We start from the raw sequence: 15,673 nt of genomic DNA, 5'->3' as shown, positions 1-15,673 counted from the left end.
TCACATCCCCTGCACCCTGCCTCATCACGTCCCTCGATAAAGCGCCGCTCAAACGGCTCCCTTTTCCAGCATCCATGAGCCCCATCCAGCCCCCTTCCCATCACAGGATCGTCCCTGAATAAAAAGCAGGCTCACCGTGAACTGACTGTTTATTGTTCTGAATTCACCGGGAAGATAAAAAAGAGAGCGAGACAAGGGAATAATATTCATGTCATCTTGTGGACAAGCCATTGGGAACAGCCAGACAGGCTCCCGACTAAAACCAGTGAAACAACGGCTTACAACTCACAAACCGTCATATGAACGGCACTCTGGTTTGTATTTCGAATTATATATCCACGACTCTCCAGACCCTCTTCGCCATAGCCGGATGGCGGCAATCCTTATCCATTTTTTAGACGTCTAGACGTAGAAACACGCGTTGACATGGCCATCCAGACATCTTAGCATCATCCTCCATAATGACAGAGCAACCCAGTGAAACCTCTGCCCAATTCACCCGCCTGTAGCGCCCTGTGCTTTAAGGCTGTTAGCACGGAAGAATCCATGATTAAGTTGATCGGTCTCAACAAAGTCTACGGTAAAGGCAGTGATGCCGTGCACGCCCTGCGTGATGTCAGCCTGCATGTGCCCCAAGGCAAGATCTTCGGGGTGATCGGCGCCTCCGGTGCCGGCAAGAGTACCCTCATTCGTTGCGTCAACCTGCTGGAGCGCCCCACCGAGGGTCAGGTCATTGTCGATGGCCAGGATCTGGTGGCCCTGCCCGAGCGGGATCTGACCCAGGCTCGCCGCCAGATCGGCATGATCTTCCAGCACTTCAACCTGCTCTCTTCCCGCACCGTGTTCGCGAACATCGCCTTCCCGCTGGAACTGGCGGGCTGGAGCAAGGATAAGATCCAGAGTCGGGTCGAAGAGTTACTGTCCCTGGTGGGGCTGGAAGCCCGTGCCCAGGCCTATCCGTCCGAGCTGTCCGGCGGTCAGAAGCAGCGCGTCGCCATCGCCCGAGCCCTGGCGCCCGCTCCCAAGGTGCTGCTGTGCGACGAGGCCACCTCGGCCCTGGATCCCCAGACCACCCGCTCCATCCTGACCCTGCTCAAAGAGATCAACATCAAGCTGGGGCTCACCATCCTGCTCATCACCCACGAGATGGACGTGGTGAAGGGGATCTGCGACGAGGTCGCCATCATCAGCGACGGCAGCCTCATCGAGCAGGGGGAAGTGGCCTGGTTCTTCAGCAACGCCAAGACCCAGCTGGCCCGTGACTTCATTCACTCCACCATCCATCTGGAGGTGCCGCAGGAGTACCAGGAGCGGATGAGCCCGGAGCGCGTGCCCGGCAGCTACCCCCTGGTCAAGCTCGGCTTCACCGGTTCGACCGTCGACTCACCGCTGATCTCCGAGGTGAGCCGCCGTTTCAACATCGATATCAGCATACTGAGTGCGGACATCGAATACGCCGGCGGGGTCAAGTTCGGCTTCCTGCTGGCCGAGCTGTTCGGGGACGAGGCCCAGTGCGAGGCATCCCAGCAGTTCTTCATCGACAACCACATTCAGCTGGAGGTAATGGGTTATGTCCGAAGCAATGATTAATCTGCTGATCTCGGCCCTCGGCGACACCCTGATCATGGTGTTTGCCTCCGCCCTGTTCGGCTGCCTGCTCGGCCTGCCGCTCGGCGTGGCGCTGCACGTGACCAAGGCCGGCCAGATCCTGGCCAACCCGGTGCTGAACCGGACCCTGGGCGTCATCGTCAACGTCGGTCGCTCCGTGCCCTTCATCATTCTGCTGGTCGCCATCATTCCGCTGACCCGCTTCATCGTCGGCACCAGCATAGGCACCATAGCCGCCATAGTGCCGCTGACCATAGGCGCCGTGCCCTTCATCGCCCGCCTGGTGGAAGGAGCCCTGATGGAGGTGCCGGACGGCCTGCTGGAAGCGGCCAAGGCCATGGGGGCCAAGCCCTTGCAAATCATCACCAAGGTGCTGCTGCCCGAGGCCCTGCCCGGCATCCTCAACAGCGTCATCATTACGCTCGTCACCCTGGTCAACTACTCCGCCATGGCCGGTGCCATCGGGGGGGGCGGTCTCGGCGATGTGGGTATTCGCTACGGCTACCAGCGCTTCGACCCCACCGTCATGCTGGTCACCGTGGTCATTCTGGTGGTGCTGGTTCAACTCATCCAGAGCGCAGGTGAGCGCCTGGTTCAACAATGTGATCATCGTTAATCGTCGATTTCTGACAGGAGGTTTTTATGAAATTGGGCATTAAATCCGCTGCGGCTGCACTGCTGGCAACCCTGGTTCTGGTCGGCTGCGGCCAGAAGGAAGAGAACAAGACCCTGAAGGTGGGCGCCATCGCCGGTCCCGAGACCGAGCTGGTCGAGACCGCCGCCAAGGTCGCGAAAGAGAAGTTCGGCCTGAACGTCGAAGTGGTGACCTTCTCCGACTACGTCACCCCGAATGTGGCACTGAACGACGGCAGCGTCGACGTCAACGCCTTCCAGCACAAGCCCTATCTGGATGCCCAGATCCGTGATCGCGGCTTCAAGCTGGTACCGGTTGGCAACACCTTCGTCTACCCGATCGCCGGTTACTCCAAGAAGATCAAGGCGCTCTCCGAGCTGAAAGACGGCGCCCAGATCGCGGTGCCGAACGATCCGACCAACCTGGGTCGCTCCCTGATCCTGCTGGAGAAGCAAGGTCTGCTCAAACTGAAAGAGGGTGCCGGCCTGGAAGCTACCGTACTGGACATCGCCAGCAACCCGCGCAACTTCAAGATCGTCGAGCTGGAAGCCGCTCAGCTGCCGCGCTCCCTGGAAGATGTGGATCTCTCCATCATCAACAACACCTTCGCCGGTCAGATTGGGCTGACCCCGACCGAGAACGGCCTGTTCGTGGAAGACAAGGAGTCCCCCTACGTCAACCTGATCGTTGCCCGCGAGAACAACAAGGATGACGAGAAGGTCAAGGAGTTCGTCCAGTCCTTCCAGACCGACGAGGTCTACAAGAAAGGCACCGAGCTGTTCAAGGGCGGCCTGGTGAAAGGTTGGTAACCACTTACTCTGTAAAAAAGGCCGCGCCAAGCGTGGCCTTTTTTTTTACCCCCGCTATCATAGGCCACAAGCACGGCAACACGACAAAAATCAGAACAATGAAGAAATGGTATCTGGCCTACTGCAAGCCCAAGGAAGAGGCCCGCGCCCGCGCTCATCTGGCAGCCCAGGGCGTCGAATCCTATTACCCCATGGTGGAGATCGAGAAGCTGCGCCGCGGCAAGCGAGTACCGGTTCGTGAACCCATGTTCCCCAACTACCTGTTCATCTACGTCGATCTCGAGGTGATCCCGCCCATCACCCTGAAGTCGACCCGCGGCATCAGCCGCATCATCCATTTCGGCAAGGAGTGGAGCTCCGTCAGCAGCCAGATCATCTACCGCCTGATGAGCCGCGACGACAGCGACGAGGCGAGGGCCTGCTACGCCCGCCTGCCGAGCCAGGGGGACAAGGTGCTCATCGAATCGGGTCCCCTCGCCGGCTTCGAGGCCATCTATCTGGAGCCGGACGGCGAGAAGCGGGCCATCCTGCTGGTCACCTTGCTCAATCAGGAAACCAGCAGCAGCTTCGACAACGAGAGCTTCCGCCGGCTGGATTGATAGCGGCTCCGGCAGTCTCTGCAAGGCATATAGACAAGAGGCGGGCATGGGCCCGCCTCTTGCTCATCTCCACGTCGCTCATCTCAGCTCGAAACGGCTGATGGCCGAGGTCAATCGACCCGTCTCCAGGGTCAGGCGCTCGACGATCGCCTCCCCCTGCCGGCTGTGTTCGCTGGAGTGACGGCTGAGGGTGGCGATTTCCTCCACGGTTCCCGCCACCTCCTGCGCGACCCTGGATTGCTGATCGGTCGCGGTGGCTATGGTGCCGAGCTGGCTGGAGAGATCCTGCACCAGCTGCATCATGGTCTCCAGCGCCCCGGTCACCGAAGTCACCACCTCATGCCCCTGCGCCACCAGCCGGGTGCCGCTGCCTATGGTGTCGGCGGTCTGGCGGGTCTGGTGCTGTATGCTTCCTATGGTCTGATTGATCTCCGCCGTCGACTGGCTGGTGCGGCTGGCCAGCTGGCGCACCTCGTCGGCCACCACCGCAAAGCCCCGTCCCTGCTCGCCGGCACGGGCAGCCTCGATGGCGGCATTGAGCGCCAGCAGGTTGGTCTGCTCGGCGATGGTGGCGATCACCTCGGTGACGCGCCCCACCTGCTCGCTCTGGCTGCTGAGCAGCCCCATCGCCTGGTTGGCCTCGGTGATCATGACGGCAATCTGCGCCATGGTGGTCTCCATGCGCACCAGGGCGTCGCCCCCCTGCCTCGCCTGCCGCTCGGTCTGGCGAGCCGCCTCGGCGGCCTCGGCGATGTTGCCCGCCACATCCCGGGTGCTGACCGACATCTGCTCGATGGCGGCCGCGACCGTGTCCACCCGCTGATTCTGGCTCGCCAGCTCGTCCACTATGGTGTTGCTGGTGCGGCCCACCTCGCCGCAGGCTCCCTGCACCTGGCCGACCGCCCCCTGGATCTCGCCCACCAGCTGACGCAGCTGGCCCGACATCCGGTTGATGGAGCCGGTCAACCCTCCCAGCTCATCCTGGCGCAGCACCGGCAAGGGCTCCGCCGGCAGGCGGCCATCCGCCACCTGCCCGGCACGGGCCACCAGACTCGCTATGTCCCGGGTCAGACGGCGGCTGAACAGCAGGGCCACCAGGGTGCCGAGCAAAATGGTGCTGGTGGTGGCCAGCAGCAGGGTGCGGTGTATGGTCTGGCTGGCGCTGGCCATCTTGTCGGCCATGGCATCGACCTCCCCCCGGGTGTGCGTCACCTGGGAGGCCAGCTGGCTGGCGAGGCGGGTCAGCGCGGGTTCGACGTCGGTGGCCATCAGGTGATTGGCCCTGTCCCAGTCCGGCGCCTGGCGCAGGGTGATCACCTGGCCCACCAGCTCGGCAAAGGGGGCGGACATCTGCTCGAACAGCGCCCAGAGCCCCTTCTGCGCCTCGCTGAAGTTGGCCTCCTGCTGCTTGAGCTCGGCCACCCGCTGCAGGTGGAACTGGTAGTAACCCTGGTATTTCTCCTGATACTCCTTCTCCCCCGAGATGAGGAAGTCCCGCAGGGCGGAGAGGGCATTGGCGAGGCCGTTGTAGGCATCCCCCACCTGCTTGAGCAGCAGACGGCGATCCCCCGGCAGATCGGCTTGCGGGGTCGCCACCTCCTCATTGGCGAAGGATTGCAGCTGATCGAGCGCCGCCTCGGCGAGCGGCCCCGCCTCCAGCAGTATCAGGCTGTGGGCCGGCAGGTTCTCCTCCGTATGGGCCAGGGCCCACACCTTCTCCTGACTGGCCTTGAACCCCTTGAGGGATTGCACCAATGCAGGCTTGAATGACTGCCCCTCGATGAGCCGCCAGGCCGACTCCCACTCCCCCTTGAGACGCGTCCCCTGGGCCGGATCCTTGCCGAGGATGAGATAGGCGCGCAGGGAGGAGACGGTGGCGATGAGGGCCTTCTGGCTCGCCTCGTCCCGCTGCAGGGCAGGCAGGGTTTGTGCCAGCAGGGCATACTGCGACTGCTCGATGCGGCCGAGCTGATGGTAGACCAGGGCGGAGGAGAGAATGATGAGCAGATTGATGAAACAAAAGCTCAGTAGCAGCTTGCTCGATATTTTCATGAACATCCTTGTTCGACGGCGGGCATCCTGCCCGGACTTCATACCTTGATCAATGCCGGCAATCGTTCCAGCCAGGTGCGGTGCCATGCCAGCAGCTCTTCCCGTGGCATGGGGCGGGCGGAGAAGAAGCCCTGGCAGACATCGCACCCCAACCGGCTCAGCAGTTGCCAGGTGGGTTCATCCTCGACCCCTTCCGCCACCGACTTGAGTCCCAGCTTGCGGGCGAGCTCGATACTGGATTCGATGATAGCGAGCCGGGAGGGATCCTCATAGCAGCGATCGACGAAAGATCGGTCCAGTTTCAACTCGGTGAAGGGCAGCAGCGCCAACTGCTGCATGGAGGAGTAACCGGTCCCGAAGTCATCGATGGAGAGGCCAAAGCCGTGCATGCGCAACCGGGTCAACACCTCGAGGGACTTGCCCAGCTCCTTGACGAAGGCGCTCTCTGTCACCTCCAGGGTGATGAGTTCGGGGTTGATGCTCCAGCGCTGGCAGTGGCTGAGCAGGGTGTTGCACAGATCCCCCTCGATGAGGGAGGTGGTGGAGAGGTTCATGGACAGGTTGAGGGAGAGCCCGGTGCGCTCCCACAGGTGGCCGTCCCGCAGAGACTTGCCGATGATCACCTCGGTCAGCTGATCGATGAGGCCGTGCCGCTCCGCCAGCGGGATGAAGCGGGCCGGCGAGATGAGGCCGTACTCCGGGTGCTGCCAGCGCGCCAGCGCCTCCATGCCGATCCACTGGCCACTGCCAAAACTCACCTTGGGCTGATACCAGGGCAGCAGTTGATCCTGCTCCAACGCCTGGCTCAGCTCATCCAGGGTCAGGCTGTGGTGATCCTCCTCCCGGCTGCGTTCCTCCCGCGGCTGCCAGCTGTCGATCAGCTGCCGGATCTGCTGGTGGGTGGCGGGCTTGCCGATGCGGCCCAGCACCTGCAGGCCGTAGGCGGCGCTCATGCGCAGCACGGCATCGACCACGTCGTCCTCCAGGGCGCTGCACAATATGATGCCGCCGCGAAAGCCCCCGAGGGAGAGTCGACGCAGCAGGGCCATGCCGTCCATGCCGGGCATACGCAGATCGCAGAACAGGATATCGACCTGATGACGCTGACAGAGCGCCAACGCCGCCTCCCCATCCCCGGCCTCCAGCACCTGGCCACGGCAGAGCGTGCTCACCTGATGCATCAGCGCCTTGCGCTGGAAGCTGTGATCTTCCACCACCAGGATGGTCAACTCATGCTGGGTATTATTCATCGAGCCATAATCCAATGTCGCCTGTGATCCCGTTCATCAATGTGTCTACTCGCTGGCACAATTGCGCCAGCCTGTCCATCTGCTTCAGACGGGCCGCCGCCTCCAGCTGGGCCGCCTCCGTCGCCAAGGTCGACAGCCCGACCATGCGGGCGGCCCCCTTGATCCTGTGGGCAATCTCCACCAGCCCCTGAGTATCCTGACGGCCCAGAGCCCGCCGCATCTCCTCCCCGTCCTGACGGTTGGAGGCCAGGTATTCCGAGGCCATCTCGCGGGCCACCTCTGCATCGCCAAACAGCGAGATCCAGTGGGAGGCCGACAGCGGAACCCTGTCATCCGGCGATGCCGGCTCGGCAGCCCTGGGTTCCCCCGTCGCCATCGCCGTCGGCAGCCAGCGCAGCAGCATCTGGCGCAGGGTGTCCAGGCTATAGGGCTTGAACAGCATGTCATCCATGCCAGCTGCCAGCATCTGATCGCTGGCCGTCTCAGAGGCATCCGCCGTGACCCCTATGATGGGGGCCGACTCTCCGGCCGCCCGCAGAGCCCTGGTCAGACTGTAGCCATCCATCACCGGCATGTGGCAATCGGTCAGCAGCAGGGAGAACCCCTGGCCCTGCCAGAGTCGCAGCGCCTTCTCCCCATCCTCAACCAGTTCGGCCTCGATGCCAAGCACGGCGAGCTGACGCGCGAGCAGGGCCCGGTTGACAGGGTGATCATCGGCCACCAGCACCCGTCCTTGCAACTTATCCAGTTGGAACTGTGCAGGCCGGGGGGCCTCCTTGCCCGCGAGCTGATGGCAAGTTTCCAGCAACAGATCCGGATAGAGCGGAGAGAGGCCGAGGCGCCACCAGGCATCGCTCTCCATCCGGCTGCGCAGGGCCTCCTTGGTCGACATCACCAATCCCTTGAGGGAGCTCTGTTGCAATTGCCGCTGCCAGTCGCTTCCCAGGGTCTGATCAAGCAGGCGTTCCTCTGCAATGAGGCGCCCCCCCGAGAGGTGTTGCCACCCGTCCGGCGGCAGCGGATGCAATCTGGCGCCGAGCTGGGTCATCGCCTCCTGCAGCGAGCCATCCTCCCCGAGCCACCACCAATCCTGCCCGGCCAGGGGGGGGGTGTCCCACAGGCACTCTCGCAGCGGCACGTTGAAGGTGACCCGGGTCCCCACCCCGCTCTCGCTCTCCAGCAACAGATCCCCCCCCATCTTCTGGCTGAGCTGGTGGCAGATGGCGAGCCCGAGCCCGGTGCCGCCGAACCGGCGGGTGATGTCGGACTCCACCTGCTTGAAGGGGGTGAACAGATGCGCCTGCTTGTCTGCGGCTATGCCGATCCCGGTGTCCTGTACCACGAACTGCAACCTATTGTCCCGATAGCTCACCCGGATGGCGATGGCCCCCGCCTCGGTGAACTTCACCGCGTTATTGAGCAGGTTGGAGAGCACCTGACCGACCCGGATCTCGTCCAGGCTGGCCTGATCCGGCACCTCGCGTCCCCAGGCGAGCGTGACCTTGAGCCCCTTGCCATGAGCCAGGGTGGCATGACCACGAATGACATCGCAGATGACCGACGTGAGGCGGCAGGGGTGATAGTGCAGCTGCAGTTGGCCGGCCTCCATCTTGGAGAAGTCCAGGATGTCGTTGACCAGATAGAGCAGGCTGTTGGCCGAGGTCGCTATGTTGCGCAGCAGATAGCGCTGATCGTCGTCGAGCTGGCTCATCTGCAGCAGTTCCAGCATGCCGTGCATGCCGGAGATGGGGGTGCGCAGCTCGTGGCTCATGGTGGCGAGGAAACGGCTGCGGGCCTGCATCGCCTGCTCCGCCACGGCCCTGGCATCCCTGAGCTCCAGCTCCTGCTGCTTGAGGGCCGTGATGTCGTGGATGACGCCGTTGAGGAGCAGCCCCTCCTCCTGACGCACGAAGCTGCCGCGCACCTGCAAATAGCGCACCCCTTCCTGGCGATCCACCTTGACCTCGAGATCCAGGGGGGCCAGGGACTCGGCATGGTGGGCCACCTTGCCGACGAACTCCTGCAGCGCCGCCTCGGTGAAGCCGAACAGCTCGCCACCGGACTCCATCATGAGCATCTGCTCGTCGCTCACGCCCAGTATCTCGCCGGCCCCCTGTGAGACATAGAGGAAGCGCCCCTTGCCGGGCCCGATCCAGAGGTACTGATAGACGATGCCCGGCATGCTGTCGGTGATCTGGGTGAGGCGAAGCTCCGCCTTGCGCGCCCGCGCCTCGGCCTCTTTTATGCTGCTCACATCGGTCAGGACCGTCAGGACCCCCAACATGTCGCCATTTCCCGAACGATATGGCTGCTTGGCATAGATCACGTGGAAGGACGAGCCATCCTGACGGCGGCTGTAGCCTGCCCCCTCCAGCATCTCGCCGTGTAGCCAGACCTCCCGCTCCTCCCGCAGCACCCGATCCCGCTCGGACGGGGGTATGCTGCCGAGGTAGAGCCTGTCATCCTCCCCCTGGCGCACGAAGGCATCTTTATAGGCCTGATTGCACAGGGTGATGCGCAGATCCTTGTCCCTCAGCACCACCATGTTGGGCAGGGAGTCCAGCAGGGTCTGTACGAAGGTCAGCTGTTCGCTGAGCTGGCGTTCGGCCTGCTGACGCTGCCGGATCTGGCGGCGCAGGGTGCGGTTCCAGCCGACGAAGAGCAGCACGCAGAACAGGAAGATACCGGCACCGAGGGAGGACCAGAGCAACACGGTCGCCGGATCGATGCCCGTCTGTATGGTCAGGGACATCCACTTGTGTTCCAGCCTGGCCAGCTCCTCCGGCCGGACCGATAGCAGCGCCTTGGTCAGGATCTGCTGCAGCATGGGATCCTGCTTGTGCACCGCCATGGCGACCGGCACCCGCAGCTCATTGCCGGAGAGCACGACCTGATAGCGATCGCTGAACCCCTTCTTCAGGGCCAGTTCCAGGGTCGTCATGCTCATCAGCACATAGTCGGCCTCACCGCTGTCGAGCAGCGGTAGCAACATGCTGTCGCTGCCTGTTGTGACTATCTTGGCTCCCACCTGATCCAGCAGTACCTTCTCCACCGAGCCGGCCACCATGCCGACCCTGTGTCCCTTCAGCTGCACCGGACTGGAGAGTTCGTCCACCCCCTGCCTGGCGGCGATCACCCGGTTGATGAAGGCGTAATCCGGGGTGAACAGCATGCTGCCCCGACGCTCGTCGGTGGGGGTGATGGCGGGAATGAAGTCCAGTTTCTCGGCTTCAAACTGCGCTATGGTATCGGCCCAGTCCTGGGTATGGATCAGGGAAAACTGCAGGCCGGAGCGAACGCTGACGAGTTTCAGCAGATCGGCCACGAAACCCGTCAGCTGGCCGCGCGAGTCGGTCTCGCTCACCGCTGGCCAGTGGGGGGCCACCCCGAATCTCAGGGTTGGATGCTGGGCCAGCCAGTTCAGCTCGTCCTGATTGAAGAGGGTCTGACGCGGCCCCTGGATCTGGCCGTAATCGATCCCCCCACCGGTCTCCAGCAGACGCCAGCGTTCGGCCTCCGGAATCGCTACCAGTACCCGTTGCAGCAGGGAATGCAGCCCCAGGTTGCGGCTCGCCACCACCATGGCCAGCTGGGTATCGGGCACCCAGGACGGGGTGATCACCTGCAGCTGGGTATGCTGACGCTGGTGCTGCAGCCGGATCAGGGTCGGCAGATCCGCCAGATAGGCGTCCACCAGCCCCCGCTTCACCATGAAGGCGGCCTCGTCGACGCTCTCGGCCTCGTCGATCCGCTTCACCCCGAGCCTGATCAGCTCGTCGCAGGCCCCGAAGCCCTGAATGCACGCCCAGCGCCACCCCCTGGCCACCGCCAGGCTAGGACTGCTCTGCGTGCGCGCCAGCAAGACTCCCCTCGGCACCCCCATGATGTCCAGGGTGGCCAGCGTCTGCCGGGGGGCGGCACGCTCCGGGGTCACCCCCAGCAGCAGATCGACCTCACCATCCTGCAGGGCCTGCTGGGCACGGGCATAGTCGGGGTAACCCTTGTACTTGAGAGGCATCCCCACCCGGGCGGCCACCAGGGCGGCGAAGTCATCCAGCGGGCCGCTGAAGCCCCCTCGCCCATTGGTGTAGATGTAGGGGGGCCAGTCCACCGAGACCATGCCGATCACCAGCTCATCGTGGGTAGCCAGCCAGCTCTGCTCAGAGCGGGCTGGCTCATGCGGGTTCGGGGTGGAAACGGCCGATGCCGCCCAGCTCCAGCAGGCAAGCCAGCACAGTAAAATGAAGCGGTAACAACGAGATGGCATGACGAGACCCCTTACAAACCGGGTGGAGATGATAAAGGCTTTGGCTCAATGTGCGACTAATAAATTTGTAACATTCCCGGAGGGAATGAAAAATGGCAGGCCCAGGGCCTGCCATTTTCTCTGCAAGAAGGGGGCCAGGCCCCCTGACATCAGGTTATTCGATTCCCGAGGCGGAAGCCGGTTTGAAACTCCCGCTCACGCACGTAGGCAACCTGTACATCCATCCCTTCCAGACCGATGTCTTTGAGCAAGGCAGGAGAGAGGTGTAGGTGACTGACGCGACGCTCCAGCCGGGTGATCCGCTTCTGAACCAGGGATTCGACGGTGCGCAACAGTACGAGTTCGATAGACATAATATTCTCCAGTTGAACATGCGGTTCTCCCGGAGAGAGGACATCACCCTGCGGGATAACCGCGGGTGATGAAAAGACAGGTGTTACCTGTTCACTCCACGCGGTAAATAAAGAGCACGAGTCTTCGCGCTGCCGATGCAGCGGTCGAACGCAACGTTGAGCATTGAATGTTGCATGGTCGTCTCCTTACCGAGTGAAAGTTGAACAAGTTGCCACAGTCTAGAAAAACACCGAATTTCGTGCAATATCTGCCCCACCCATATGGGGGGGCACCGGGCATCAGATCCCGGACAGCAGCCGGAACTCTTCAAGGGCATAGGTATCCGTCATGCCGCTGACGTAGTCGAGCAGCAGCCGCACCCTGTAGTACCACTCCTGCTCCATCCCAGACAGGAAGCGGGGATCCGCCGTGGCCACCGCCAACCGGTACGCCTTGAGGTGGCGCGCCGACAGGCGGTGAAACAGCCTGCGCGCGAAGAAGAGCTCGCTCCCCCCCTTGCCCGCCAGCAGCTTCTCGAACTGGGTGGCCGGCAACGCCAGCAGGCAGGCATAGGTGGAGAGCACCCCGCGCAGGGCGGCATAACCCTCGAGCTCCAGCGCCTCCACCTCGGGGCGCATGAACACCTGCTCCCTCGCGACTTGCTTGAGCACATCCAGCACCCGTGCCGCCGGTGCCTGACCATGCAACAGCGCCTGGGGATAGGCGCCGCTCAGAATGGCATCGTGTTCGCTCACATAGGTCTCGGCCGCCAGGGTGGCCAGATCCCGGGTCAATTGCTGGCGAAAATGGGGGAAGAAGCCCCTGGCCGATGCCATGGCCTCGGCCAGCAGGGTCGCCATGTAGTCCCCTCCGTCCGCCATGCGCAATGCCTGCTGCAGATCCCCGAGACCGAGGATCCGCCTGTCCACCGCATCCTCGAGATCCGCGATGCAGTAGGAGATGTCGTCCGCCGCCTCCATGATGTACACCAGCGGATGGCGGCAACCCGGCGCCAGCCCGAGCTGCTGGCTCAGGGACTGGTAGAGGGGTTGTTCGCTGAAGAAGATACCGCGCTTGCTGGTCCAGCCGTGATGCTGGCCGAAATGCTGCCCGGGGGCCGGCTGCTGCGGGTATTTGCACAGGGCCGCCAGCTGGCCCAGGGTCAGGTTCAGCTCGTGCAGGCTGTGCACCAGCCGCAGGCTCTGGGCATTGCCGTCGAACACCAGCAGATCCTGGCGCAGCTCGACCCACTGGGGGCTAGGCAACTGTTCGTGAGCACTGGCGAAGAGGTCATCCAGCGACTGTGCCAGCCACTGGCTCATCACCTGCTCGCCGAAGTGGCCAAACGGCGGGTTGCCCACGTCGTGCAGCAGGCAGGACATCTCCACCAGATTGATGAAGGCCCCCTCGCACACGGTTCCTGCGGGCAGCTGGGCCAGGATGCGGCGGCTGATCTGGCGGCCCGTCTCCTGCACCTCCAGGGAATGGGTCAGGCGGCTGCGTACCGATGCCTTCACATCCAGCGGGAAGACCTGGGTCTTCTGCTGCAACCGACGCACCGGCGCGGCCTGCACGATGCGGGCGCGATCCTGCTCGGTCGCCTCCAGCAAGGATTCGTCACCCCAGCTGTGAATTCGCAGGGACGGGATCAGGCGCTGATACATGGGGTCTGCCTCCTTGGCGTTGATGACATCGATGTTCGGCTCAGGAGAGCAGCCAGCGGCGCAACCGGGCTATGTCGCCCGGGTATTCCCGGCGCAGCGTCTCAATCCAGTCTTCCACGTTCTCCCACCAGGCGGGATGATCCGGGCTCTGGATGAGCTGGGCCGTCTGCTGCAGGCGGCGCAGGCCGATGGAGCCGGCCGCCCCCTTGATCTTGTGCGCCTCCTCCACCACCCCGGCCTGATCCTTGGCAATCATGTTGGAATCGAGCACCGCCATGTAGTCGGGCATCATCTTCTCGAACAGATCCACGCTGGAGAGCAGTATCGGCTTGCCGACCGTACTGGCGTAATCGGTGAGGAAGGGCAAGTCCAACAGTTCATCTTGATTACCCGCATCCTCCAGCTCGTCCGCCTCGTCGTCCGCCAGATCCGCGAACAGGTGGCCGATCACCTCCCGCACCGCCCTGGAGCCGAGCGGCTTGTTGATCACGTCCTGCATGCCGCGGTCCCGGTAGTACTGGCGATCGCCGGTGGAGTTGGCGGTGAGCGCCACCATGGGGGGCAGGCTGTCGCCGTAGCGTTCAAGCAGCTTGGCCGCCACATCGAAGCCGGTCATGTCCGGCAGCTGGATGTCCAGCAGGATGAGATCGAAGTCGTCCGGATTCGCCATGGCCAGGGCCTGGGCGCCGTCCCGCGCCACCTTGACCTCGTGGCCGAGCTTGCTCAGCAGGGCGCAGGCGACTGTGACGTTCAGCTCCACGTCCTCCACCAGCAGGATATCGAGGGAAGGCAGCTCCAACTCGGGCTCGATGGCCTGGGGCGCCACGCACTCCACCTCCAGTTCGGCGGTGAAGCAGGAGCCCTCGCCGGGATCGCTGTCCACATAGAGCCGGCCACCCATGGCCTGCACCAGCTGGCGGGAAACCGCGAGGCCGATGCCGGTGCCGGTGGCGTGCTTCTTGCCCTGCACCTGATAGTACATGGCGAAGATCTTCTCCTGCTGGCCACGGGGGATGCCGACGCCTGTGTCTTCCACTTCGAAATGCAGCGCCAACTTGCCCGGGGTTTCGGACTCATGGGACAGGCAGCGCACCGTCACCCCCCCCTCGTCGGTGAATTTCACCGCATTGCCCACCAGGTTCCACAGCACCTGGCGCAGCCGGGTACCGTCCGCCATCACGAACTGGGGCATGTCGCCGTCCCGGTCGAAGTGCAGGTAGAGCCCCTTCTGCTCCGCCTGGATGCGTGACAGCGTCTCCAACTCGTCGAGGAAGGCGGGCAGGTCGATGCGGGTCGGCGCTATCTCCAGCCGACGGCGGTCGAGTTTGTCCAGGTCGATGATGTCGTTGAAGATGTTGCCGAGCGTCACGGCGCTCAGGTGAATAGTCTTGAGCTGCTGGTGCTGTTTCGCGTCCAGGGGCGTGTCCATCAGCATGCGGCTCAGGCCCACTATGCCGTTGAGGGGGGTACGCAGCTCGTGGCTGATGGTGGAGATGAAGGTGGTCTTGTCCCGGCTCGCCTTCTCCAGCTTGTCTTGATACTGCTTGCGCTCGGTGATGTCACGGCCGAAGCCGAGCAGGCCGAGCCGCTTGCCGAAGCGGTCGAAGAAGGGCACCTTGCGCAGCTCGAAGTAGGCCTTGCGGCCATCCGGGTACTCCAACCACTGCTCGTAGGTGAGGGGCTCGTTCTGGGCGAAGACCTGCTTGTCGGTCTCCACCACCTTGCTGGCGATGTCCTGCTTGTAGACATCGAAGGGGGTCAATCCGATGAGATCCGCCTCGACCCGGCCGGTCAGCTCCTCCATGGCGCGGTTGCAACCGGAGAACTGCTCCTCCTCGTTGCGGTAGTAGACCAGATCCGGAGAGCAGTCGATGAAGGAGCGCAGCAGGGCGGTGCGCTCCCCGAGATGCAGCTGGGCCTTCTCCCGCTGGAACACCTCGTTCTCCAGATCCTCGATCGCCTGCTGACGCAGGGTCTCGGCGCGCTTGGTCTCGGCTATCTGGGTGTTGAGACGGCGGATGTTCTCCTGCAACTGGCTGTTGAGCTCGAGATCCCGCTCCCGCATGTCCTGCAATTTCGCCACCATGCGGCTCAGGCGCTGACGGGAGTCCTCCAGCTGATCCACGACGATGGAGAGGAAGTAGACAGCCCAGGGGGTTACCAACAGGCCGAAGAAGACTGAGCGCACCAGGTCGACGACATCCACGGCCCCACGCAGGAACAGGGTCACCCCCATCTGGATGGTGACCGCCAGCACTATGATGCCCGCCGCCAGCAACATGCTGAAACGGACCAGCCCCAGCTTGGTCATCAGGTCGACGTAGTATTGCGCCCAGGATTTGATTTGCTTCATCGCGTTATTTGCTCCCCGCTATTGCGCAAACAGGATACCAGCACGGCGCACCGAACTCTTGTCGGTCGCAGTTTAAATTATTGATTAACGTCACACTCTCATTG

At 63.1% G+C, this 15,673-nt stretch carries 10 protein-coding genes; 4 read left to right on the top strand and 6 right to left on the bottom strand.

What is annotated here, in order from left to right:
* The first annotated feature begins 546 nt into the window (after positions 1 to 546).
* The 4 genes from metN (at position 547) to rfaH (ending at position 3,650) form a co-directional block, all read left to right on the top strand.
* Positions 547 to 1,590 carry a methionine ABC transporter ATP-binding protein MetN gene (metN, locus tag ACT5M9_RS16050; protein ID WP_457980463.1) on the top strand — a complete coding sequence of 348 codons (1,044 nt, stop codon included), beginning with the start codon at positions 547 to 549 and terminating at the stop codon, positions 1,588 to 1,590.
* Positions 1,571 to 2,224, top strand: a complete 654-nt coding sequence (locus ACT5M9_RS16045) for a methionine ABC transporter permease (RefSeq protein ID WP_457980464.1) — start codon at positions 1,571 to 1,573, stop codon at positions 2,222 to 2,224. Before metN ends, ACT5M9_RS16045 begins: the two co-directional genes overlap by 20 nt.
* A 26-nt stretch (positions 2,225 to 2,250) precedes the next feature.
* Positions 2,251 to 3,051 (top strand): methionine ABC transporter substrate-binding lipoprotein MetQ, encoded by an 801-nt coding sequence (locus ACT5M9_RS16040; protein WP_438550442.1) that lies wholly within the window; start codon positions 2,251 to 2,253, stop codon positions 3,049 to 3,051.
* A 98-nt stretch (positions 3,052 to 3,149) separates the two neighbouring features.
* Positions 3,150 to 3,650 carry a transcription/translation regulatory transformer protein RfaH gene (rfaH, locus tag ACT5M9_RS16035; RefSeq protein ID WP_438550443.1) on the top strand — a complete coding sequence of 167 codons (501 nt, stop codon included), beginning with the start codon at positions 3,150 to 3,152 and terminating at the stop codon, positions 3,648 to 3,650.
* Between the two features lie 78 nt (positions 3,651 to 3,728).
* Here the strand turns inward: rfaH and ACT5M9_RS16030 are convergent, their stop codons facing one another.
* The 6 genes from ACT5M9_RS16030 to arcB form a co-directional block, all read right to left on the bottom strand.
* Positions 3,729 to 5,702 (bottom strand): methyl-accepting chemotaxis protein, encoded by a 1,974-nt coding sequence (locus ACT5M9_RS16030; RefSeq protein WP_457980466.1) that lies wholly within the window; start codon positions 5,700 to 5,702, stop codon positions 3,729 to 3,731.
* Between the two features lie 38 nt (positions 5,703 to 5,740).
* Positions 5,741 to 6,952: an EAL domain-containing response regulator gene (locus ACT5M9_RS16025; protein WP_457980468.1), complete on the bottom strand. Its 1,212-nt coding sequence runs from the start codon at positions 6,950 to 6,952 to the stop codon at positions 5,741 to 5,743.
* Complete coding sequence (locus ACT5M9_RS16020; RefSeq protein WP_457980470.1) at positions 6,945 to 11,219, bottom strand: ATP-binding protein; 4,275 nt, start codon at positions 11,217 to 11,219, stop codon at positions 6,945 to 6,947. The genes ACT5M9_RS16025 and ACT5M9_RS16020 overlap by 8 nt, the downstream gene beginning before the upstream one ends.
* Before the next feature lie 149 nt (positions 11,220 to 11,368).
* Positions 11,369 to 11,572 (bottom strand): hypothetical protein, encoded by a 204-nt coding sequence (locus tag ACT5M9_RS16015; RefSeq protein WP_457980472.1) that lies wholly within the window; start codon positions 11,570 to 11,572, stop codon positions 11,369 to 11,371.
* A 279-nt stretch (positions 11,573 to 11,851) separates the two neighbouring features.
* Positions 11,852 to 13,216 carry a dGTPase gene (gene dgt, locus ACT5M9_RS16010; protein ID WP_457980474.1) on the bottom strand — a complete coding sequence of 455 codons (1,365 nt, stop codon included), beginning with the start codon at positions 13,214 to 13,216 and terminating at the stop codon, positions 11,852 to 11,854.
* 40 nt (positions 13,217 to 13,256) lie between these two features.
* Complete coding sequence (gene arcB / locus ACT5M9_RS16005) at positions 13,257 to 15,569, bottom strand: aerobic respiration two-component sensor histidine kinase ArcB (protein WP_457980476.1); 2,313 nt, start codon at positions 15,567 to 15,569, stop codon at positions 13,257 to 13,259.
* Positions 15,570 to 15,673: the final 104 nt, after the last annotated feature.

The organism is Aeromonas sp. AE23HZ002T15 (assembly GCF_054165525.2).
Note: the sequence above shows the minus strand (reverse complement) of the source record. Positions and strands in the feature narration are given on the sequence as shown.

Excerpts from the sequence above, each read along its gene's own strand:
- ACT5M9_RS16020 (WP_457980470.1), bottom strand. The coding sequence starts at position 11,219 with ATGCCATCTCGTTGTTACCGCTTCATTTTACTGTGCTGGCTTGCCTGC.
- rfaH (WP_438550443.1), top strand. The coding sequence starts at position 3,150 with ATGAAGAAATGGTATCTGGCCTACTGCAAGCCCAAGGAAGAGGCCCGC.
- ACT5M9_RS16030 (WP_457980466.1), bottom strand. The coding sequence starts at position 5,702 with ATGAAAATATCGAGCAAGCTGCTACTGAGCTTTTGTTTCATCAATCTG.
- dgt (WP_457980474.1), bottom strand. The coding sequence starts at position 13,216 with ATGTATCAGCGCCTGATCCCGTCCCTGCGAATTCACAGCTGGGGTGAC.
- ACT5M9_RS16025 (WP_457980468.1), bottom strand. The coding sequence starts at position 6,952 with ATGAATAATACCCAGCATGAGTTGACCATCCTGGTGGTGGAAGATCAC.
- metN (WP_457980463.1), top strand. The coding sequence starts at position 547 with ATGATTAAGTTGATCGGTCTCAACAAAGTCTACGGTAAAGGCAGTGAT.
- arcB (WP_457980476.1), bottom strand. The coding sequence starts at position 15,569 with ATGAAGCAAATCAAATCCTGGGCGCAATACTACGTCGACCTGATGACC.
- ACT5M9_RS16045 (WP_457980464.1), top strand. The coding sequence starts at position 1,571 with ATGTCCGAAGCAATGATTAATCTGCTGATCTCGGCCCTCGGCGACACC.
- ACT5M9_RS16015 (WP_457980472.1), bottom strand. The coding sequence starts at position 11,572 with ATGTCTATCGAACTCGTACTGTTGCGCACCGTCGAATCCCTGGTTCAG.
- ACT5M9_RS16040 (WP_438550442.1), top strand. The coding sequence starts at position 2,251 with ATGAAATTGGGCATTAAATCCGCTGCGGCTGCACTGCTGGCAACCCTG.